We start from the raw sequence: 20,918 nt of genomic DNA on the forward strand, positions 1-20,918 counted from the left end.
ATCCGGGCACCACCGCATCCCGTCAGCGCCGCATCAGGCCACGGCCCCCGGCGCAGGCCCTACGCCCCTGGTCCGACCGCCCCCGGGACCAACGCCCGATTGCCTCTCCGTCGCCTCCCCGCAGCATGATGGCCCGCATGATCGGCAAGTGGATCGACTGCCGGGTTCGCCCCGGAGCACGCGAGGTGTTCGCCGCCGGACAGCGCCGCTGGTCGGCGATCTCCGACCAGCCGGGCCTGGTCGGCCAGACCGGCGGCTGGGCACCCGGCGCCGACCGCGCCCTGCTGCTCGCCCTGTGGAGCGACGAGCCCGCGTACACCCGCTTCATGCGCGAGCGCCACGACCGGGCCGCCGCCCACGCCGACCAGCGCTCCAGCTGCACGGGGATCGAGGTCGCCACCGGCCCGGTCGTCCTCACCATGCCGGGCGCGGCCCCCTCCCTCCCCGCCGCCCTCGCCCGCGCCACCGTCCTGCGCGCCGCCGACTGCCGGCTCCACCCCGGCCGCACCGACCACTTCCTCGACGTCCAGCGCGAGCTCTGGGCCCCGGGCATGGCGGCGGCGGACGGCATGCTGGGCGGCACCGTCACCCGCCTCACCCCCGAGCGCCACCTCGTCACCACCCTCTGGACCACCCCCGCCGCCCACCACGCCTACACCACCCACCACCTCCCGGCCCTGCTCGCCCGCGCCGGCGTCCCCACCGACGTCCACACCCTGACGGGACACCTGCTCCCCCTCGAACCGTCCTGGCGCATCGGGGCCGATGCCTGAACCACCGCCATTTCCGGAAAGAACGCGCTGGGCGGGCTGCTCGACACGCGGGCGCGGCGGACGTGCCGGCCCGCCCGCGCATCCCGGGCGGCCCGTAACGGCGGCCGGCGAACCGCTGGGGAACCCCGGCAGCGCCGGGCGGCTGCCGCTGCTACCGCTGCTGGTCAGACCGCGAACCAGCGCCCGACGGCCGTCCTCAGCTCGGCCTGTTCGGCCGGGTCGGGGCGGGGTGAGCCGCCGGCCCAGGCCACGTAGCCGTCGGGGCGGATCAGCAGACCGGTGAGGCCGGCCGGGCCGCCCTTCGCGACGACGACCTCGACGGCGTCCTGGTCCTCCGCCAGTGCGGCTGCCAGCGACTGGCCCTCGGTCAGGTCGATCAGCAACGGCCGGGCGCTTCGGGCGAGTTCGGCGATCCTGACCTTCCCCGTCCCGGTGGTCAGCTCCAGCTCCGGTGCGAACCGGCCGACTGCGGGGTGGGGGTCGGTGATGCCCATGTCGTAGCGCACGTCGGTGCCCGCGGTGAGGTCGGCGAGGTGCTGGACGACCTCCTGGTGGGTGAGCAGTTCGGCGAAGAGTTCGCGCAGCGGCGGGCGGGCCGCACGCGGCGGTCCGGTCCTCCCCGGCCCGCGCCGGGCGGGGTGTCGGAGGCACGCTCTACGCTCCCCCGCACCTACGAGTTCTGGGGAAGACCGGATGTCCTACGACGATGTCGAGTACCTGCCCGCACTGATCACGGCCCTGACCGATCCGTCCGAGGAGAGGTGGAGCGTCGACGGCTGGCGGATCGAGCGGATCGGCCTGGTCCGGGGGGCCGCCGACCACGGCACGATCTACGACCCGCTGGGCCCGGAGGGCACGGGCTTCCCGATGCGGCCCGGCGGCACGCCGGTCTACCTGGTCTCCCGCGAGGACGCGCCCGAGCACCCGGTGGCCGCTCTGGTGCACCCCTGCGAGACCGTCCCGGTCCGGACCGAGGAATGGGGCGACCGGGTGGCGACGCCCTCCGGCCTGGCCGTGCTGCACGCCGACCCCGGCACCACCTGGATCGGACCCTCCACCCCGATGAGACCGAGATCTTCAACCAGGAGATCTGGGACACCCCCGGGGACCGGACCCTCGCGACGGTGGTCGAGCGCCACCGGGCCCACGTGGTGGGCGCATGAGGGTCGTCCTCGCCCCGGACTCCTTCAAGGGGACGGTCACGGCGACCGACGCCGCCCGGGCGCTGGCCGACGGCTGGCGCTCGGTGCGCCCGGGCGACGAGCTGATCGCGCGTCCGATGGCCGACGGCAGCGAGGGCACCATCGCCGCCGTCGCGGCCGCCCTGCCCGGCACCACCGAGCACGAGGTCCCCGGCCGCACCGGCCCCGACGGGCGGCCGGTCACCGGGCGGTACGCCCGCCTGCCCGACGGCACCGCGCTGGTGGAACTCGCCGTCGCCAGCGGGCTGCCCCTGATGCCCCGCACCGCTCACCGCGACCACGCGCGGCACCGGCGAGACCGTCGCGGCGGCCCTCGACGCGGGCGCGCGCCGACTGGCGGTCGCCCTCGGCGGCTCCGCCTCCACCGACGGCGGCAGCGGCCTGCTCGCGGCGCTCGGCCTGCGGCTGACCGACGCGCGGGGCCGGGAGCTCCCCGACGGCGGCGGAGCACTGCCGCGGGCCCACCGGGTCGACGCCACGGGCCTGCGCCCGGCGCCGCCCGAGGGCGTGGTGCTGCTCACCGACGTCACGAATCCGCTGCTCGGCCCGGACGGCGCCGCCGCCGTCTACGGCCCGCAGAAGGGCGCGGACCCGAGCGAGGTCGCCCTGCTCGACCAGGGCCTCACCCGGCTCGCCGCGCTCCTCGGCGCGGACCCGGCGCAGCCCGGCGCCGGTGCGGCGGGCGGCACCGCCTACGGCCTCGCGGCCGCCTGGGGCGCCGTCGTCCGCCCCGGCGCGGCCGCCGTCGCCGACCTCCTCCGCCTCGACCGGGACATCGCCACGGCGGATCTGGTGATCACCGGTGAGGGCCGGTACGACGCGACCAGCCTGCGTGGCAAGGCGGTCGGCGAGGTCCTCGCCCGGGCCGCCCGGGCCGGCGTCCCGGCCCGGATCGTCGCGGGCGAGTCGGCCGACGACCGGGTACTGACCCTCGCCGCGCTCGCGGGCGACCCGGCCTCCGCCCGGGAGCACGCCCGCCTGTGGCTGGTCCGCGCCGGTGCCCGCCTCGCCCACGACGCGGCGGGCTGAACTCCCGCCGTCCGGGCCAGGTTCCCTCGCGCTCGGCGCGGACCGGGCCGCCCGGGTCACCCGCCCGGCACCACGTTCGCCGGCGGCAGCCCCTCGAAGAAGGCCACCGCCTCCTCCCGCCAGTGCGGGCGCCAGCTCTCGGCCTCGGCGCGGGCCGCGTCGGCGCAGCGGCGCATGTCGGAGCGGAGCTTCCGGTCCACGCCCAGCCGTCGGGCCAGCTCGCGGACCTGCTCGACCGCGTCGGCCGGGCAGTGCGGGTCACCGAGCGCGGACTCCACCACGGCCCGCTGCGCCTCGTCCGCGCGGGCGAGCAGGGCGCTCACGGCGTAGCTGCGGCGTCCCGCGCGGAGGTCGGCGCCGGTGGACTTGCCGGTGGCGTCCTCGTCGCCGAACAGGTCGAGGTAGTCATCGCGCAGCTGGCCGCCGATGCCGACCAGGGTCGCGTACCGGCGCAGCCGTGCGTCGTGACCGGACACGTCCTCGCCGGCGGCCAGCAGCCCCAGCCGCAGCGGGGCGAGCACGGAGTACCGGGTCGACTTGTACTCGCAGACGGTGTGCAGGAACTCCTCGTCCGGGAGCGGCAGGAAGTCGCGTTCGAGGTCGAGGATCTGGCCGGCGACCGTCTCGGCGCCGGCGTTCAGCTGCACCTCCAGCATCGCCTGGCGCAGCTCGGCGGGGACGTCCGCCTCCAGCAGGACCCGCATCGAGAGGAAGGCGGCGAGGTCCCCGGCCAGGACGGCCAGGCCGAGCGCGGTGCGGTCCGCCGCCGGGAACTCCCGGCGGTAGGCGTAGTAGGTGGAGGGGCCGCCGCGGCGTACGGGCGCGTCGTCGATGATGTCGTCGTGGACGAGCCCGTGCGTCTGGAGCAGCTCGATGCTCAGCGCGGCCTCCGCCAGGCCGGGCACCGGGTCGGTGGTCACCAGGCGGGCCGCCTCGTACAGCAGGGCGACCCGCAGCCGCTTGCCGCCGCGCAGTGAGAGGTCCCGCAGCAGCTCCAGGCAGCGCGGGGTGAAGCGGCTGAGCGGCGGCGTGTCGAGGCGCTCCGGCAGGGCGGCGAAGTAGGCCTCGAAGCGGAGGTCGAACCGGCGCCGGTGTCCGGCGGCTCGTTCGCGGGCGGCTGCCATGATCGTCTCGTTCACGAGGCCCACCCTCGCATCCGGCGTACGGGACCGCGCAGCCGCCCTGCCTACTCGGTCTGGACGGCGATCAGGCAGGTGTCGTCGTCGGTGTCGGCGGGGCTGAGTTCGAGCAGCCGGTCCAGGTACTGCTCCAGGTCCGGGCCGGGGGCGCCGGCCGCCCGGAGCAACTGTTCCACCGACTCCTCCACCGGGCGGTCCCGGCGTTCGACCAGGCCATCGGTGTAGAGCAGCAGGACGTCACCCGGGTCGAGCCGGGCGGTGCGTTCCTCGTACTCGGCGTCGTCCAGTGCGCCGAGCAGCACGCCGTGCGGCAGCGGCAGCACCTGGGCGCCGTCCGCGCCGAGCCGGATCGGCGGCAGGTGGCCGGCCCGGGCCCAGCGCAGTTCGCCGCCGACCGGGTCCACCAGCACGCAGACGGCCGTCGCGGTGACCTGGCCCGGTTCGCGCAGGGCCACGGTGTTGGCCCACTCCAGCAGCCGGCCCGGGCCGGCCCCGGTGACGGCGAGGCCGCGCAGCGCGTGCCGCAGCGCGACCATCCCGGTGGCCGCGCCGACGCCGTGCCCGGCCACGTCGCCGACCGCGAGCAGCACCCGCCGGTCGGGCAGCACCAGCACGTCGTACCAGTCGCCACCGACCCGGTCGCGCTGGGCCGCGGGCCGGTAGCGGACGGCGGCGTGCAGGCCGGTGACGGCGAGCGGGGGCGGGGCGGCGGGCAGGATCGCCTGCTGCAGCCGCAGTGCCAGCTGCGCCCGTTCGGCCGACTCCTGCTCGCTGTCGGCCAGCCGCTCCCGGGTGGCGCCGAGCGCGACCTCCGTCCAGTGCTGGGCGGAGACGTCGTGGTAGGCGCCGCGGACGGCGACGAGCCGGCCGGTCTCGTCGACCACCGGCTCGGCGATCACCCGGGTGAAGCGGTGGGTGCCGTCCGGGCGGTCCAGCCGGACCACCGCGGAGGCGGTGCGGTGGTGGTGCCGGACGGTGTCCAGCAGCCGCCGGACCGCCGGCCGGTCGTCCGGGTGGGTGTGCCGCACGAGCCGGTCCAGCGGTACGGGCGGGGCGTCCGGCGGCAGCCCGTACAGCTCGCGCAGCCCGTCGCTCCAGCGGATCCGGCCCTCGGCGGGGCGCTCCTCGAACCCGGCCACCCGGGCCAGCCGCTGGGCCTGGCGCAGCAGGGCGGCGTGCTCGTCCTCCTCCCGCTCGTCGTCCAGCCGCCAGCAGACCAGCACCCGGCCGCCGAGCGGGACGACCGAGAGCAGCACGGCCACCGGGACGGCGGGCCCCTGCTCCCGGAAGGCGAGCCGGACCCGCTCGGCGGTCGACGGCACGCCCGTCTCGTACGCGTGCAGCAGCCGGTCGAGCAGCCCGGCGGCCGAGGCGACCGGGTAGGTCTCCAGCAGCGAGGCGCCCTCCAGCGCTTCCCGGGGCCGGCCGAGCGGGTCGCGGAACCGGGCGTTGACCCGGACCACCGTGAAGTCGGCGATCCGCCCAGCCCGCAGGACGGGGGCCAGCAGCAGCGCGGGGGTGAGCAGGCCGTCCAGGAGGTCGTCGGCCCGCTCGGGGGGCACGGGCTCCGGGGGTGGGCCGAGCAGGGTCGCGCAGAGGTCGGCGAGGGCGTACAGCCCCCGGCGCCGGGCCGGGCCGAGCACCGGGGCGGAATCAGGGCCGGTGGCCGGCCAGAGCAGCTCCAGCGCGCCCGTGCGGCGGCGCCGGTCGAGCAGCGGGACGACCGCCCGGGCGGCGGCTCCGCCGACCGAGGGACCGTCCGCCCCCGGTTCGCCGGGCCACAGCTCGGCTCCCCCGCCGACGACCAGTTGCGCCGGGGTGGGGACGCCGGGCGGTACCCGGGACCAGCCGGCCGCCTCCTCGGCACGGAGCCCGGCGTGCGCGGCGAGGGCGAGCGCGCCGCCGGGCAGCCGCTGCCAGACGGCCACGGCGCGGACGCCGAGCGCCGCCGCGGCCTGGTCCAGCACGGCCCCGGCGGCGTGCTCCAGGTCGGGCGCGGAAGCGAGTGCGGGCGCGACGGGCGGGCCGGCCTCGGGCGGTTCGGCGGCGGGGAGGCCGAATGCCGCCGGTCCGGGTCCGCCGTCCGGGCCCTGTCCCGGTTCCGTTCCCGGTTCCTGGCCCGGCTCCGGGAGGCGCGCGATGTCCGTCGCCAGGACGAGCACCGGCACGCCCGACTCCCGGGCCAGCCGGGCGAGGTGCGCGGCGGCCTCGGCGACGGGCAGGCCGAGCCGCTCGGCCAGGATGCCGGTGGCGAGGTCGACGGCGGCCCTGGTCCGCGCCTCGGCGTGCGCGCGGGCGGCGGCCGCCCGGAGACGACGGACGGTTTCGGCCAGGGCCCGGGCGGTGCGCTCCGCGGCCTCCTGCGCCGAGGGCTCCTGCGCCGCGGCCTCCTGCTCGGCGGTCACGGCGCGCCCCGGGACCGGGGCGCGGTGCCTGCCCGACGAGCAGCGGTGCCCGAGTGCCGGGCCGCGGTTCCCCCGCGCCGGGCAGCGGTCATGACGCGTCCAGCCATTCCCGCATCCGCTCCAGCAGCCGGCCGGTGTCGACCGGCTTGGTGATGTGGTCGTCGGCCCCGGCGGCCAGGCTGCGGTCCCGGTCGCCGGGCATGGCCTTGGCGGTGACGGCGACGACCGGCAGCTGATCGAAGCGGGCGTCGGCGCGGATCTCCGCGATGGCGGCGTAGCCGTCCAGTTCGGGCATCATGACGTCCATCAGCACCAGGTCGGTCTCCGGGTGGGCGCGCAGCAGGTCGAGCCCGGCGCGGCCGTCGGCCGCGTGCAGGATGGTCAGCCCGTGCCGTTCCAGGGCGGCGGTGAGCGCGAAGACGTTGCGGATGTCGTCGTCGACGATCAGCACGGTCCGTCCGGCGAGCGGTCCCGCCACGACCGGGGGCGCGTCGCTCTCCCCGGTCTCCCCGGTCTCCCCGGTCTCCCCCACCGCCGAGGGGCTCTCGTCGCCGAGCGCCCGGATCACCCGCACCCGCTGCTCGTCCGGTCCGCCGACCCGCTCCACGCCCCCGGGGGCCGCGCCGCCGCCCCCGTTCCCGAGCACCGGCGTGCCGCCCGTCGCCGCCGCCTGCTCGTCCAGCGGCAGGTACAGCGTGAACCGGCTGCCCTGCCCCGCCGCGGAGCGGACGGTGATGGCGCCGCCGAGCAGCCGGGCGAGCTCCCGGCTGATCGACAGGCCGAGGCCGGTGCCGCCGTAGCGCCGCGCGGTGGAGCCGTCGGCCTGCTGGAAGGCTCCGAAGATGGTGTCCAGGTGGGCCGGGTCGATGCCGATCCCGCTGTCGTCGACGTGGAAGGCCACCGCGGCGGGCGCGCGCCCGAGTCCGGGCGGCAGCTCGGCCTCCTCGACGCGTTCGATCCGCAGCTCGACCCGGCCGGTGTCGGTGAACTTGACGGCGTTGGAGAGCAGGTTGTGCAGCACCTGGCGCAGCCGCGCCTGATCGGTGACGATCCGTTCCGGCACGGCCCGGTCGACGGCCACCTCGAAGGCGAGCCCCTTCTGGTCGGCCAGCGGCCGGAAGCCGGACTCCACGTACTCCAGCAGTTCGCGCACCGCGAAGGGCTCGATGGACAGGTCCATCTTCCCGGCCTCCACCTTGGAGAGGTCCAGGATGTCGTTGATGAGCTGGAGCAGGTCGGTGCCGGCCGAGTGGATGACGCCCGCGTACTCGACCTGTTTGGGGGTGAGGTTGCCGCCGCTGTTCTCGGCGAGCAGTTGGGCGAGGATGAGCAGGCTGTTCAGCGGGGTGCGCAGCTCGTGGCTCATGTTGGCCAGGAACTCCGACTTGTACATCGAGGTCCGGGTCAACTCCTGCGCCCTTTCCTCCAGTTCCTGGCGGGCCTGCTCGATCTCCAGGTTCTTCGCCTCGATGTCCCGGTTGCGCTGGGCGAGCAGCGCGGCCTTGTCCTCCAGTTCGGCGTTGGAGCGGCGCAGTTCCTCCTGTCCTTCCTGCAACTCCTGCGACTGGGACTGGAGTTCGGCGGTGAGCCGCTGGGACTCGCCGAGCAGCTCGTCGGTGCGCGCGTTGGCCAGCAGGTTGCCGAGGTTGACCCCGCAGGCCTCGGCGAACTGGGTCAGGAAGTCGCGGTGGACCTGGGTGAACGGGTGGACCGAGGCGAACTCCAGCACGCCGATCAGCCACTCCTCCAGGGCGATCGGCAGGACGACCAGCGAGCGGGCGTCGGCGCCGCCCGCGCCGGAGGAGACGGTGGCGTAGCCGGGCGGCAGGTCGTCCACCGCGACGGTCCGCCGGGTCCGGGCGGCCTGGCCGACCAGGGACTCCCCCAGCCGCAGCCGCCGCTGCTCCCCGGCCGGGCGGCCGTAGGCGCTGATCAGGGCCAGTTCGGTGCCGTCCGCGCCCTCCTCGGCGAGGAAGAACGCGCCGTACTGGGCGCCGACCAGCGGGGTCAGCTCGTCGGTGATCATCCCGGCGACGGCGCGGATGTCCCGCCGGGCCTGGATGGCGGCGGAGAAGCGGGCCAGGTTGCTCTTGAGCCAGTCCTGCTCCTGGTTGGCCAGGGTGGTCTCGCGCAGCGATCCGACCATCGCGTTGATGTTGTCCTTGAGGTCGGCGACCTCGCCGGAGGCGTCCACGCTGATCGAGCGGGTCAGGTCTCCGGCCGCGACGGCGCTGGTGACCTCGGCGATGGCGCGGACCTGCCGGGTGAGGTTGCCGGCCAGCTCGTTGACGTTCTCGGTGAGCCGCTTCCAGGTGCCGGAGACGCCCTCCACCCGGGCCTGCCCGCCGAGCCGGCCCTCGCTGCCGACCTCCCGGGCCACCCTGGTCACCTCGGCGGCGAAGGAGGACAGCTGGTCGACCATCGTGTTGACGGTGGTCTTGAGCTCCAGGATCTCGCCGCGCGCGTCCACGTCGATCTTGCGGGTCAGGTCGCCGTCGGCGACGGCGGTGGTGACCTGGGCGATGTTGCGCACCTGGCTGGTCAGGTTGTGCGCCATGAAGTTGACGTTGTCGGTGAGGTCCTTCCAGGTCCCGGCGACGTTGGGCACCCGGGCCTGGCCGCCCAGGATGCCCTCGGTGCCGACCTCGCGGGCGACCCTGGTGACCTCGTCGGCGAAGGCGGACAGCGTGTCCACCATGGTGTTGATGGCCGCGGCGAGGGCCGCGACCTCGCCCTCGGCCTCGACGGTGATCTTCCGGGAGAGGTCGCCGCGCGCCACCGCGGTCGCCACCTCGGACATCGAGCGGACCTGGCCGGTCAGGTTGGAGGCCATCACGTTGACGTTGTCGGTGAGGTCCTTCCACGTCCCGGAGACCCCCCGCACGGTGGCCTGGCCGCCCAGGTTCCCGGCGGTGCCGACCTCCCGGGCGACCCTGGTGACCTCGTCCGCGAAGGAGGACAGCTGGTCGACCATCGTGTTGATGGTCTCCTTCAGCTCCAGGATCTCGCCGCGCGCGTCGACCCGGATCTTCTGGGTCAGATCGCCCTCCGCGACGGCGGTGGTCACCTCGGCGATCGAACGGACCTGGGCGGTGAGGTTGTCGGCCATGACGTTGACGGACTCGGTGAGCGCCCGCCAGGTGCCGGAGACGTCCCGGACGTCCGCCTGGCCGCCGAGCCGGCCCTCGGTGCCGACCTCCCGGGCGACCCTGGTCACCTCGTCCGCGAAGGAGGACAGCTGGTCGACCATCGTGTTGATGGTCGTCTTGAGTTCCAGGATCTCCCCGCGGGCGGCGACCGAGATCTTCTGGGTGAGGTCCCCCTCGGCCACGGCGGTCGCCACCTGGGCGATGTTGCGCACCTGCCAGGTCAGGTTGCCCGCCATCGCGTTCACCGAGTCGGTCAGGTCGCGCCACGTCCCGGCGACGCCCGGCACCTGCGCCTGGCCGCCGAGCCGGCCCTCGGTGCCCACCTCCCGGGCCACCCTGGTCACCTCGTCCGCGAACGAGGACAGGGTGTCCACCATGGTGTTGACGGTGCTCTTGAGCTCCAGGATCTCGCCGCGCGCGTCCACCTCGATCTTCTGGGTGAGGTCACCGCGCGCCACCGCCGTGGTGACCTGGGCGATGTTGCGCACCTGCCAGGTCAGGTTGCCGGCCATCGCGTTCACCGAGTCGGTCAGCTCCAGCCAGGTCCCGGTCGCGTCCGGTACCTGCGCCTGGCCGCCGAGCCGCCCGTCGCTGCCGACCTCCCGGGCCACCCTGGTCACCTCGGAGGTCACCCGGGCCAGCTGGTCGGCCATGCCGTTGAAGACCTCGGCGATCTCCCCCAGCACCCCCGGCCGGTCCGGGGCGAGCCGGGTCCGGAAGTCCCCGTCGCGCACGGCCGTCAGACCGGCGAGCAGCTGCCGCAGCGCCTGCTCGGCCGGATCGGCCGCGGGGGCTGCGGCTACCGGGTGCTCGTCCATCCGCCCACCGTCCGGATCGCTCGCACGGCCGGGGTGCGCCGTCCGGGCACCTCGGACCCCAGGGCGACGGGCTGCCGCCCTGCTCCCACTGTGCCACCGCGGGCCGGGGGCGACACTCGGGGCGGATGCGCCCGGGGCAGGGGCGGACACCCGGGGCGGACGGGCCCGGGCGGGGGCGGCAGGCCCCAGCGGCCCCACCGGCCTCAGCCCGGCACGGTCTCGCGGATCGGAAAGGCGTCGGTGGCGCCGGTGAGTTCGAGCATCCGCAGGATCAGCGGCCGGGGCCGGGCCAGCTCGATCCGGCTGCCGTCCACCGCCGCCCGGGCCTTGGCCCGCAGCAGGGCGTTGAGCCCGGTGGAGTCGCAGAACTCCAGTCCGGCGCAGTCCACCACGACCACGCCGGCCGGCTCGGCGAAAGCCCGGTCGAGCGCGGCCCGCAGGTCCCCGCTGGAGTCGAGGTCGAGCTCGCCGACCAGCACCAGGACGGTGCCCAGGGCCCACGGCCGGACCTCGATGCTGAGCCCCTCGGCCCGGTCGATGGCCGGGTCCCCGGACTTCGGCGGGCGCTGCGTCATGGCTCCGCGCTCCTCTCGCTCGGTGAGGACCGGGCTCGGTCGATGCCGGCGCTCACACCCCTGCGGCTGTCCGCTGCGGAACGCCGGAAACCCCCGGGCGGGGACGGGCCGCGATCAGCCGGGCCGCTGCGGCTCCCCGGGCGCCCCGCCCGCCCCGGCCGTCGTCAGGGCCGGCGGGCGCGGCACCTCCAGCCAGACCAGCTTCCCGCCGTCCTCGGGCCGGGATCCCCAGGCGTCGGCGAGCCGGTCCACCACCCGCAGCCCGTGCCCGCCCGGCCGCCCCGCACCGGCGAAGGGGCGCAGCCGCGGCGGGACGGGACTGGCGTCCGCGACCTCCACCCGCAGCCGGGCGCCGTCCCAGTGGAGCCGCAGCTCGCGCGGGCCGCCGGGGGCGTGCAGGCAGGCGTTGGTGACCAGTTCGGAGACCATCAGCAGGACGTCCTCGGCCGCGGCCCGCCGGTCCTCGTCGGGGGCCGGCAGCCACTGCCAGGACACCAGCGCCCGCCGGCTGAACTCCCGGCTGCGCTGCACCGCGCCGGCGCTGCCCTCCAGCGCCAGCCGCCTGCTCTGCTCCCGACTCGGCGGCCCACCGTTCCCGGGGCGGTCCACGGTCTGCCTCCTCACCTCGGCTCGGGCGGTGCGGCCGGCCCGGCCGGGCCCTCGCCGGGCGCCTCCAGCGCCGTGCGGAGGTCGGGGTGGACCCGCAGCACGCCGTCGGCCCCGGTGATCGCGAGCAGCCGCACCACCAGCGGGCCGGCGCCCGCCAGCTCCAGCCGCACCCCGTCCCCCTCGGCGTCCAGCCGGGCGCGCAGCAGGACGTTCAACCCGGTCGAGTCGCAGAACCGCAGGCCGGCGAGGTCGACGACGATCCGCTCGATGCCGGACGCCGACGGCGGCCGGGCGAGGGCGGTCCGCAGGTCGTCCGCGGTGTCGTGGTCCAGCTCCCCGGTGACGGTGACGATCCGTACCGGCCCCCGGTCCCCGACCTCGACCCACAGGCCGCCGGACTCGTGCTCCCCGGTGGGTTCGCAGGGTTGCTCGGATGGCCGTGGCATGGCTCGCTCCCGGTCCGGTGGGGACGGCGGGGCGCCGTCCCGACCATCATCGCGCGCGCCGTGCCGGGCCGCGCGGACGGCCGTACCCGCGAGTATCCCGGGTGCGGGCGGGAGCACCGTCCGTCGGTCGTCCATGCCCCGCGTCTGCCCGAACCCGGCCGGGACACACGTACCGCCGCCGGCCCGGGAGCACGTCCCGGGTCGCCCGCGCGGGCCGGCGCGCGCGGACGTTTGGCGCGCGGACGTTTCGCGCGAGGACGTTTCGCGCGAGGACGTTTCGCGCGAGGACGTTTCGCGCGAGGACGTTTCGCGCGAGGACGTTAGAGCCCGCCGTGGCGGGGAAGTCGCCTTGGTGGCGGGGCCGCGGGACGCTCGCCGGTTCCTGCCGCCCCGGGGCCCGGCAGGGGCACGAACGCAGGAGAACAAGGACGGACCCGTGAGATTCCTCGACCGCAGCACCGCCGGACACCAGCTGGCCCGCAGGCTCGCCCCGCTGCTGAGCGGGCGGGCCGGTACCGGGGTGGTGGTTCTCGGGCTCGCCCCCGGCGGGCTGCCGGTGGCGGCGGAGGTCGCCGAGGCCCTGGACGCCCCGCTCGACGCCACGGTGGTCCGGTCACTGGCCGTCCGCGGCCACGACCGCCCGATCGGCGCGATCGCCGACGGCGACGCGCCGCTGGTCGACCGGCACACCCTGAGGAACCTCGGCGTCACCGCGGCCGAGCTGGGCGCGAGCGTCAAGCGGGAGCGGGTGGAGGTCCACCGCCGCGAGGCGCTCTACCGCCCGGGCCGGGACCGGCTGCCGTTGGACGGGCGCACCGTCGTCCTGGTTTCCGACGGCCTGACCAACGCCCTCACCGCCCGGGCGGCCGTCCACGCCCTCGCCGCCGACCACCCGGCGCGGCTGATCCTCGCGGCGCCGGTCTGCGACGCCCGGATCGCGGCCGACCTGCGCCGGGACGTGGACGCGGTGGTCTGCCTCCATCTGCCCCGCTACGCGCACGCCGCCGGGCCCTGGTACGGCGAGTTCCACGAGGTCACCGACCGCGAGGCGGCCGTCCTGCTGCAGCGGCGCACCCCGGTCGGCCGCGCCGGTGCCGGCCGGGGCTGAGCCGCGTCCGGCTCCGCGACAAAATCCTTTGCCGGGCAGAGGGTGTACGGACCATCCTCCTGCCATGAACCATCCCCAGCACGTCATCGCCATGGACGGGGCCGTCCTTCGCCGCTTCGACGGCGAGTCGGACCTGTCCGAGTTCTTCGCGGTCATCGAGGAGTCGTTGGAGCACTTGCGGCCCTGGATGCCCTGGGTGGCCGAGCACAGCCGGGCCAAGACCGCCGAGTTCCTCACCGGCCGGGCGGAACTCTGGGCGAGCGGGCAGGACTTCACGTACGCGATCGTTCTCGACGGCGCGATCGTCGGCGCCTGCGGGCTGTTCCGGCGCGAGGACACCCCGGCCGGGGTCCGAGAGATCGGCTACTGGCTGCACCCCGCCGCCACCGGGCGCGGGCTGGCCACCCGGAGCGTGCGGGCCCTGGCCGGTGAGGCCTTCCGTCTCCCCGGGGTGGAGTACGTCGAGATCGTCCACGACCCGGCCAACCGGGCCAGCGGCGCCGTCCCGGCCCGCCTCGGCTTCACCGAGTACCTGCGCCGCCCGGCGGAGGCGCTCGCCCCGGCCGAGACCGGGGAGGAACTGGTCTGGCGGCTGCCCCGGGAGCAGGCCCCGGCCCGGTGAGCCCGGCGGTCCGCAGCCAGGGGGGAGAGCATGCGGACCGCCGGGTGCGTCGGCCGGGTCGCAACGATCCGGCCGACGCGTCGGGAGCGGACGCGGTCGGAGCCTTCCGGCTCCGCGCGCAGTGCCCCATCTCGAACTCCGCGGTTCCGCCGTGGACCTCACCCACGGCATCGCGCGTTCACTCCCGTGCCCAGGAGACCCTCCCTGTCCACGCCGATAACACTTTCTTCCGATCGCTTCCCCAGGACATTCAGTTGACGGTTCATCACCTCGACCGAGGCACGCCATGGCCGGCACCTCACCGGCGCCTCACCGGGCCCGCACCGGGCCCGCACCGGGCCCGCCGGGCAGGAACCGCACGGCAACCGCCGAACGGCGGACCCGCAGGCTCACTCCCGGGCCTGCGGGTCCGCCGACACCCCCTCGGGAAGCTTGTACCGAACGGTCCGTTTCCTCATACTTCCGGACAGCGCCGATCAGGAGCTGATCATCCGCCGTGCTTCCGGAGAGCAACGACCGGGGTCCGCCCATCCCCTGACCGCGCTTCACGGCCCCAACCCTCAGGGCCGTCACCCCCTCAGGAGGAGATCGGTGAGGACCACGCGCACCACGCCCCGCACCGGCAGCACACGCCGCTTCCGCCTGCTCGCCGCGGCCCTCGGCCTGCTGACCGCGACCGCGGTCGCCGCGCCGGGCGCCGCCGCCGCTCCCACCCGCACCGCCGAACCGGAACAGCTCTCGGCGATCAGCGACGCCATTCTGAACGCCGAGGTCGACGGCACGGCCTGGTACGTCGACGAAGCCGCCGGACGCGTCGTGGTGACCGCCGACAGCACCGTCTCCCCGTCCTCGCTCGCCCGGCTGATGAAGGCCGCCGGCCCCTCCGCGCCCAACCTCGACGTCCACCGCGTCCCCGGCGTGTTCACCCCGCTGCTCGCCGCCGGCGACGCCATCTACGGCGGCGAGTACCGCTGCTCGCTCGGCTTCAACGTGGTGAGCGGCAGCACCTACTACTTCCTCACCGCCGGGCACTGCGGCAACGTCGCCCCCGACTGGTACACCGACGTCGCCCACAGCACCCTGATCGGCCCCACCATCGGCTCGACCTTCCCCGGCCACGACTACGCGCTGGTCCGCTACGACAACAGCACCCTTAGCCACCCGGGCGGCTTCACCTCCGCCCCGAACGCCGTCGTCGGCGAGGCGGTGAAGCGCACCGGCTCGACCACCGGCACCCACGGCGGCACCGTCACCGGCCTCAACGCCACCGTGCGCTACACCGACGGCAGCACCGTCCGCGGCCTGATCCAGACCAACGTCTGCGCCGAGGCCGGCGACTCGGGCGGCCCGCTGTACGACGGCACCAAGGCGCTCGGCCTCACCTCGGGCGGCAGCGGCGACTGCACCTCCGGCGGGACGACCTTCTACCAGCCGGTCAACGCGGCGCTCTCCGCGTACAACGTCAGCGTGTACTGACCCGAGCCCTTCCGCCCGAGCCGTGGGGCCGCCGCACCGATGCGGCGGGCCCACGGCCGTCCCCGGCGCGGGAGGGTCAGCCCGCGTACACGTCCTCGACGTACCGGCCGGCCTCGATCAGCCCCTGCAGCCAGGCCTGCGCCCGCTGCTCGTCGGCGCCCGGGGTGCGCTCCCGGTACAGCGCCCGGAAGGCCGCCCGGACGCCCGGCGCCATCCGGGCCCCGTCGCCGCACACGTACACCTCGGCGTCGGAATCCAGCAGCTCCCAGACCTCGGCCGCCTCGGCGGCGATCCGGTCCTGCACGTAGCGCCGCCCCTGGTGGGGCCGCTCGCTGAAGGCGGGCCGCAGCGAGACCGCGCCGGCCCGCTCGGCGGCCTCCAGCTCGCCGCGGTGCAGGTAGTCCGCCGCCTCGTCGTCGCAGCCGAAGTACAGCAGCGCCGGGGCGAGGGCGGCGCCCCGCGCGAGCAGCGCCCGGCGGTCGGCGACGGCGCCCCGAAAGGGTGCCAGGCCGGTGCCGGCCGCGATCATGACCACCGGGGTGCGGTGCCCGATCCGGAACGCCTCCCGGCAGGGCTGGACCCGGGCCAGCACGGTGTCGCCGACGGCGACCCGGTCGAGGTAGCCGGATCCGGCGCCCCGGAAGGTCCCCCGGCCCGAGCGGGCCGGGGCGCTGAGCACCGAGACCATCAGCTCCACCTGGCCGGGGTCGCCGGTGGGCGAGGAGGAGATCGAGTAGTGCCGCGGCCGGATCGGCGGCAGCAGTTCCAGCAGCACCGGCCAGCTCAGCCGCTCCCGCAGCGCCGGGTGGTCCTCGATCAGGTCCAGCAGGGTGCGCGGGTCGTCGGCGGGCAGGGCCCGCAGGGCGGCCTGTTCGGGCGGGCAGGGGTTGAGCGCCGCCAGCGCGGCGCGCTGCTCGGCGTTCGGGCGGTCCTGCAGCTCGACGTGACGGGTGAGCAGCTCGCGGACGGTCAGCGGACGGTCGACGGCCGGTGCGGTGCGCCGGTGCGCCACGATGTTCAGCACCGTGTCCGGGTCGGCGCCGAACAGCTTGGCGGCGCGCTCGACCAGCACCGGGTCGTTGGCCGGGAGCACGGTGAGGTGGTCGGCGGTCCGGTAGCCGGTGCCCTCCGGCAGGGCCAGCCGGACCAGCCGCTTGACCCGGTGGTAGGCCGGGTCGGTCAGGCTGCCGACGGCGGTGACGGTCAGCTCCACCGTGTCGTGCCGGGCGGCGAGCGCGGCCAACGGGCCGCCGGTCACCTCGGTCACCGTGTACGCGGCCACCGGCGGCATCCCGGCGGGGGCGTCGGCGTCCCCGTAGCGCGCCAGCAGGGCCTCGCGCAGCGCCCCGGTGAACTGCCGCACGGTGCCCTCCAGGTCGCCGGAGGCGTCGGCCTCGGCGCGGGCCAGCAGCCGGGTGCCGCCGAGCTCGGCGAGCCGGTCGTCGATCAGCGCCGGGACGCGCTGGTAGGTCGCGGCGTAGGTGCGGTCGCCGATGCCGAGCACCGCGTACTCGACGCCCTCGGCCCCGCCGCCCTCCCGGGACTCCTGGAGCCCGCGGACGAACCGGGCCGCGTCGTCGGTCGGCTGCCCGTGGTACGAGGCGGCGGTGATCACCACCGGCCGGTCGGTGGGCAGGCCGTCCGCGTACGCGTCCAGCGGGGCGGTCGCGGTCTCGCAGCCGAGGTCGGCGGCGGCCTCCGCGAGCTGCCGGGTGAACTCCCGGCAGGCACCGTAGTTGGAGCCGTGCAGGAGCAGCAGCCCGGTGCCCCGCCGGACCCGTCCGGGACGCCCGGCGGCCGGTCCGGCCTGCCGGTCGACCGCCGCCGGCGCGGTGGCGGCGAGGGAGTCCGCGGGGGAGGCGTCGAAGGCCGGGGCGGCCGTGCGCCGGGCGAGGCCGAGGGTGAACCCGTCGGGCTTGATGGTGAGCGTCTGCTTGAGGGTCAGCCGGTAGTCGGCGTGGTCGATCAGCCGGTAGCGGTGCACCAGCATGCCGAGCAGCATGACGGCCTCGTGCAGCGCGAACTGCCGTCCGATGCAGGCGCGTTCGCCGGTGCCGAAGGGCTTGAAGGCGTGCGGGGAGCGGCTCTCCTCGCGCTCCGGGTCGAACCGGGACGGGTCGAACAGCTCCGGGTTGTCGCCCCACGCCGGGTCGCGGTGCAGCAGCGGCGTGCTGACGAGGACGGTCTCCCCGGCGCGCAGCGGGATGCGTCCGCCGAGCAGGGTGTCCGCGCGCGCCTCCCGGCTGAACGCGGGCGCCGTCGGCCACAGTCGCAGCGCCTCGTTGAGCACCTGGCGGGTGTGGCGCAGCCGTCCGACGTCCTCGTAGGAGGGCTCGGGATCGGCCTGGCCGCCCCAGAGTTCGTCCACCTCCCGCTGCACCTGGCGCAGCGCGGTCGGGTGCTTGGCCAGGTAGTACAGCGCGAAGGAGAGCGCGCCGGAGGTGGTCTCGTGGCCGGCGATCAGGAAGGTGATCACCTGGTTGCGGATGTTCTCGGCGTCCAGCCGGGTGCCGTCCGCGGGGCGAACGGCGCCGAGCATCAGACCGAGCAGGTCCTCGGCCGGGCCCTGGACGTCCTCCTCGGCGCGGGCGGCGATCACCTCGTCCACCACGGCGGCCAGGTAGTCGGAGTCGGCGCGGAAGACCGCGTCGCGCTCGCGGTGGTCCGCCTCCGGGTCGCGGGTGAGGCTGGTCATCGCCCATTCCAGGCAGCGCACCATCGCCTCGACGAAGGGGTGCGGCTCGTCCCGCTCGAAGGAACCGAAGTCGAAGCCGAACCCGGCCAGGCCGATGGTGTCCAGGGTCATCCGGGTCATGTCGCCGGGCACGTCCACCGGCTGTCCGGCGGCCTCCCGGCGGTCCCAGGAGTCGACCAGCCGGCGGGCCACCCGCAGCATCACCGGGTGGTAGGTGCGCATCGAGCCGAGCGCGAAGGCGGGCATCAGGATGTCGTGCGCCCGGGCCCAGTTGGGCTCCTCGTTGTAGGCGGTGAACAGGCCGTCTCCGGTGAACTGCCGGACGTTCTCCAGGGCCAGGCCGATCGACTTGGTGAACCGGGTCTCGTCGGCCAGCTCGGTGACCAGCTCCAGGCCGCTGACGACCAGGGTGTCCCGGCCGTGCAGTCGCTGGACGAAGGCCGGGCCGTGCTCTCTGGCAAGCTCCATGATGCGCAGCACCGGGGCGGCGGCCGGCGGCATCGCCGAGATGTCCACCAGCGGGACGGCCCGGCTCTCGCCCCCGGCCGCCCGCCCGTCCTCGGTCGTGCGCTCCACGGTCTCGGTCATCGGTGTGCCCCTCCCACGGCAGGAAACATTCGTCTCCCACCACTGTGCGCCCACCGGGAGGGGGTGCGGGCCGCGGTCACTACATGATTGTGTAGTGCCCGGGTCGGTCACGGGCTTGCTACGGACCGTCAGCGTCGGCCCCGGGGAAGGAGAGTCACGGATGCGGACGACCGAGGGCTGCGGCCCGGTACCGGACAGCCCGCGGGAAGCGGCGGTGATCTGGCGCAACCGGGCGCTGCGGTTGCTGGACCACGTGCCGCTGCCGATCGCGGTGTGCGAGTTCGGCGGGCGCATCCTGATCGTCAACCGCGCCATGGCGGTCGAATTCGGCCGCTTGCCAGGTCAGTTGCACAACCGTAGGATCCTGGAGTTCTTCACCCTGCGGGACACCGGCACCCTTGAGGCGCTCACCGAGGCCGTCCGGCTGCACCGCCGCTCGCAGTACCCGGCGCGGGTCTCCTGGACGGCCGCCGACGGCAGCGAGCGGCACGGCGAGATGACCGTCGACCTGGTCGGCGACAGCCCGGAGCAGACCCCGAGCCTGCTGCTGTCGCTGCGGGCGGCGCAGCCGGCGGCCGTCGCCCCGGCTCCCGGCCCGCAGGTCGAGGTCAGCCCGGTCGAGGCCCGGATCCTGGCCGCGGCGGCCCGGGGCGACACCACGGCGCAGATCGCCCGGGAGATCGGTGTCACCCCGGACGGGGTCAACTACCACCTGGCCCGGCTCACCCGGCGCTGGCGCGTCCCCAACCGCACCGCCCTGGTCGCCAGGGCCTACGCCACCGGCGTCCTGGCCCCGGGCGCCTGGCCGCCGCGGCCGGCCCGCTGAGCGGGCGAGGGCCCGGGGGCACCCGGGCCGGTCCGCCGGGCGTGCCCAGGTGATTCCCGGGCACGGCCCCGCGGACCCGGGAGGTCAGTCCGCCGGGCGCCGTACGGCCTCGATGAAGGCCGTCGTGGTGGAGGGGTCCGGCAGCGGGCGCCCGTAGGCCTCCCCGAGCCGGACCAGGGTGGTGATGCCGACGGTCCAGCCGTTCCGGTCGAGCCATCCGCCGGTGTCCGGGCCGAGGCCGCCGCGCCACAGCCCGGTCACGTGGGCGAGCGCCGGGTCGTGCGGTGTGCGGCTCACGTCCCGGCCCTGCTCCAGCAGCAGTCGGCTGCCCGGGGCCGCCAGCCCGCCCACCGCCGTGAGCAGTCCGGCCGCCTCCTCGGCCGTGAGGTAGACCAGCAGCCCCTCGGCCAGCCAGACCGAGCGCCGCGCCGGGTCGAACCCGGCCGCGACCAGTCGCTCGGGCCAGGTCGGGTCCAGCAGGTCGGCGGCCAGGGCGGTGCGCCCGGCCCGCGGCACGGCGCCGAGCCCGTCCAGGACCTGCTCCTTGAAGGCCAGCACCGGGCCCAGGTCGAGCTCGAACACCCGGGTGCCGGCCGGCCAGTCCAGCCGGTACGCCCGGGTGTCCAGGCCGGCCGCCAGCAGCACCACCTGGTCGGCGCCGGCGGCGGGCAGCCGGTCGTCGTAGAAGCGGGTGCGCAGGATGCCGTGGGTGACCAGGCCCCTGGCGAGGTTGCTGACCGGCCCGGACAGGGCCGGTTCGAGGCCGGCGGCGGTGACGAACGCCAGGGCGTACGGGTCGACGAAGAGCGGGTCGGGGCGGGAGCTCTCGTAGGCCCGCACCCGGGCGACGGACAGGGCGGTGCGGGAGACCGGGCTGAGCGGTTCGGAGGTCGTCATGCCCGGCAATCTACATCGCCACCGATGCATCGGTGAAGATGTATTCTGTCGGGCATGGACGGCGTGCAACTCCTCAGACTCGGCAAGCGGTTGACCGAACTCGGCCGCGCCCTGATCACCGACCCGGCCTCCGAGCACCTCACCCCCGGGGAGATCGCCGTGATCGCCGACGTGTACCGGCACCCCGCCACCTCCGTCCAGGAGATCCGGGTCCGGACCGGCTTCGCCCAGAGCCACGTCTCGGTCTCCGTCGCCCGGCTGCGCGAACAGGGCCTGCTCGACGCCGCGCCCGACCCGGCCGACGGGCGGCGCACCCTGCTGACCGTCTCCGACCACGCCCGACGCGCCATCCGCGCCCACGTCGCCCGGCCCGCCGAGCCGGTCATCGCCAAGGCCGTCCCGGACCCGGCGAAGGCCCGCAGGGTCGCCGAACTGCTGGACGAGCTCGCCGGCCTGCTGCTGCCCTGATCGTCCCCGTCCGTTCCCCCAGGCCGCCCGCTCCTGACCGGCCGAGTTCGACAAGTCGGTGACAAACTCCTCCGGTTGCTCCCTCGCGACGGT

At 75.7% G+C, this 20,918-nt stretch carries 15 protein-coding genes and 1 pseudogene; 7 read left to right on the forward strand and 9 right to left on the reverse strand.

Going from position 1 to position 20,918, the window contains the following annotated elements:
• Positions 1–137: 137 nt before the first annotated feature.
• Entirely contained in the window at positions 138–773 is a 636-nt protein-coding gene (locus ACZ6EM_RS02305; protein ID WP_465771406.1) for a DUF4937 domain-containing protein, read from the forward strand.
• A gap of 164 nt (positions 774–937) precedes the next feature.
• Here the strand turns inward: ACZ6EM_RS02305 and ACZ6EM_RS02310 are convergent, their stop codons facing one another.
• The gene (locus ACZ6EM_RS02310; RefSeq protein WP_465771407.1) at positions 938–1,279 is read right to left on the reverse strand and encodes an aromatic-ring hydroxylase C-terminal domain-containing protein; all 342 of its coding nucleotides are present in this window, start codon (positions 1,277–1,279) and stop codon (positions 938–940) included.
• 653 nt (positions 1,280–1,932) lie between these two features.
• Here ACZ6EM_RS02310 and ACZ6EM_RS02315 point away from each other — a divergent pair.
• Positions 1,933–3,004: pseudogene (locus ACZ6EM_RS02315) on the forward strand (glycerate kinase).
• Positions 3,005–3,060: 56 nt separating this feature from the next.
• On the opposite strand, the gene ACZ6EM_RS02320 reads toward ACZ6EM_RS02315, so the two are convergent.
• From ACZ6EM_RS02320 to ACZ6EM_RS02345, 6 genes are all read right to left on the reverse strand, one after another.
• The gene (locus ACZ6EM_RS02320; RefSeq protein ID WP_465771560.1) at positions 3,061–4,128 is read right to left on the reverse strand and encodes a polyprenyl synthetase family protein; all 1,068 of its coding nucleotides are present in this window, start codon (positions 4,126–4,128) and stop codon (positions 3,061–3,063) included.
• Positions 4,129–4,190: 62 nt separating this feature from the next.
• The gene (locus tag ACZ6EM_RS02325) at positions 4,191–6,548 is read right to left on the reverse strand and encodes a PP2C family protein-serine/threonine phosphatase (protein ID WP_465771408.1); all 2,358 of its coding nucleotides are present in this window, start codon (positions 6,546–6,548) and stop codon (positions 4,191–4,193) included.
• Between the two features lie 88 nt (positions 6,549–6,636).
• Positions 6,637–10,515, reverse strand: coding sequence for a HAMP domain-containing protein (locus ACZ6EM_RS02330; RefSeq protein ID WP_452179237.1), 3,879 nt, complete (start codon positions 10,513–10,515; stop codon positions 6,637–6,639).
• A gap of 203 nt (positions 10,516–10,718) precedes the next feature.
• Positions 10,719–11,090 carry an STAS domain-containing protein gene (locus ACZ6EM_RS02335; protein ID WP_465771409.1) on the reverse strand — a complete coding sequence of 124 codons (372 nt, stop codon included), beginning with the start codon at positions 11,088–11,090 and terminating at the stop codon, positions 10,719–10,721.
• A gap of 114 nt (positions 11,091–11,204) precedes the next feature.
• Positions 11,205–11,699: an ATP-binding protein gene (locus ACZ6EM_RS02340; RefSeq protein WP_401054772.1), complete on the reverse strand. Its 495-nt coding sequence runs from the start codon at positions 11,697–11,699 to the stop codon at positions 11,205–11,207.
• 11 nt (positions 11,700–11,710) lie between these two features.
• A complete protein-coding gene (locus ACZ6EM_RS02345) occupies positions 11,711–12,145 on the reverse strand; it encodes an STAS domain-containing protein (protein WP_401054774.1) in 435 nt (144 codons plus the stop codon).
• 436 nt (positions 12,146–12,581) lie between these two features.
• On the opposite strand from ACZ6EM_RS02345, the gene ACZ6EM_RS02350 reads away from it, so the two are divergent.
• The 3 genes from ACZ6EM_RS02350 to ACZ6EM_RS02360 all read left to right on the forward strand — a co-directional run bounded on the left by ACZ6EM_RS02350 (position 12,582) and on the right by ACZ6EM_RS02360 (position 15,351).
• Positions 12,582–13,253, forward strand: coding sequence for a phosphoribosyltransferase (locus tag ACZ6EM_RS02350; RefSeq protein WP_465771410.1), 672 nt, complete (start codon positions 12,582–12,584; stop codon positions 13,251–13,253).
• Positions 13,254–13,317: 64 nt separating this feature from the next.
• A complete protein-coding gene (locus ACZ6EM_RS02355; RefSeq protein WP_401054778.1) occupies positions 13,318–13,875 on the forward strand; it encodes a GNAT family N-acetyltransferase in 558 nt (185 codons plus the stop codon).
• 591 nt (positions 13,876–14,466) lie between these two features.
• The gene (locus ACZ6EM_RS02360) at positions 14,467–15,351 is read left to right on the forward strand and encodes a S1 family peptidase (protein WP_465771412.1); all 885 of its coding nucleotides are present in this window, start codon (positions 14,467–14,469) and stop codon (positions 15,349–15,351) included.
• Positions 15,352–15,427: 76 nt separating this feature from the next.
• Here ACZ6EM_RS02360 and ACZ6EM_RS02365 read toward each other — a convergent pair whose 3' ends face one another.
• Entirely contained in the window at positions 15,428–18,634 is a 3,207-nt protein-coding gene (locus ACZ6EM_RS02365; RefSeq protein ID WP_465771413.1) for a cytochrome P450, read from the reverse strand.
• A gap of 160 nt (positions 18,635–18,794) precedes the next feature.
• Between ACZ6EM_RS02365 and ACZ6EM_RS02370 the strand changes: the two genes are divergently transcribed.
• On the forward strand, positions 18,795–19,460 hold the full coding sequence (locus ACZ6EM_RS02370; protein ID WP_465771414.1) for a helix-turn-helix transcriptional regulator: 666 nt from the start codon (positions 18,795–18,797) through the stop codon (positions 19,458–19,460).
• 84 nt (positions 19,461–19,544) lie between these two features.
• Here ACZ6EM_RS02370 and ACZ6EM_RS02375 read toward each other — a convergent pair whose 3' ends face one another.
• A complete protein-coding gene (locus ACZ6EM_RS02375) occupies positions 19,545–20,357 on the reverse strand; it encodes an SAM-dependent methyltransferase (protein ID WP_465771415.1) in 813 nt (270 codons plus the stop codon).
• A 54-nt stretch (positions 20,358–20,411) separates the two neighbouring features.
• On the opposite strand from ACZ6EM_RS02375, the gene ACZ6EM_RS02380 reads away from it, so the two are divergent.
• Positions 20,412–20,825 (forward strand): MarR family winged helix-turn-helix transcriptional regulator, encoded by a 414-nt coding sequence (locus tag ACZ6EM_RS02380; RefSeq protein WP_380358054.1) that lies wholly within the window; start codon positions 20,412–20,414, stop codon positions 20,823–20,825.
• Positions 20,826–20,918: the final 93 nt, after the last annotated feature.

It is taken from the genome of Kitasatospora sp. NPDC041917 (assembly GCF_055589745.1).

What these genes read in the sequence shown, in the direction of transcription:
- ACZ6EM_RS02305 (WP_465771406.1), top strand. Translation starts at nt 138, where the DNA reads ATGATCGGCAAGTGGATCGACTGCCGGGTTCGCCCCGGAGCACGCGAG.
- ACZ6EM_RS02320 (WP_465771560.1), bottom strand. Translation starts at nt 4,128, where the DNA reads ATGGCAGCCGCCCGCGAACGAGCCGCCGGACACCGGCGCCGGTTCGAC.
- ACZ6EM_RS02330 (WP_452179237.1), bottom strand. Translation starts at nt 10,515, where the DNA reads ATGGACGAGCACCCGGTAGCCGCAGCCCCCGCGGCCGATCCGGCCGAG.
- ACZ6EM_RS02335 (WP_465771409.1), bottom strand. Translation starts at nt 11,090, where the DNA reads ATGACGCAGCGCCCGCCGAAGTCCGGGGACCCGGCCATCGACCGGGCC.
- ACZ6EM_RS02345 (WP_401054774.1), bottom strand. Translation starts at nt 12,145, where the DNA reads ATGCCACGGCCATCCGAGCAACCCTGCGAACCCACCGGGGAGCACGAG.
- ACZ6EM_RS02355 (WP_401054778.1), top strand. Translation starts at nt 13,318, where the DNA reads ATGAACCATCCCCAGCACGTCATCGCCATGGACGGGGCCGTCCTTCGC.
- ACZ6EM_RS02365 (WP_465771413.1), bottom strand. Translation starts at nt 18,634, where the DNA reads ATGACCGAGACCGTGGAGCGCACGACCGAGGACGGGCGGGCGGCCGGG.
- ACZ6EM_RS02370 (WP_465771414.1), top strand. Translation starts at nt 18,795, where the DNA reads ATGCGGACGACCGAGGGCTGCGGCCCGGTACCGGACAGCCCGCGGGAA.
- ACZ6EM_RS02375 (WP_465771415.1), bottom strand. Translation starts at nt 20,357, where the DNA reads ATGACGACCTCCGAACCGCTCAGCCCGGTCTCCCGCACCGCCCTGTCC.
- ACZ6EM_RS02380 (WP_380358054.1), top strand. Translation starts at nt 20,412, where the DNA reads ATGGACGGCGTGCAACTCCTCAGACTCGGCAAGCGGTTGACCGAACTC.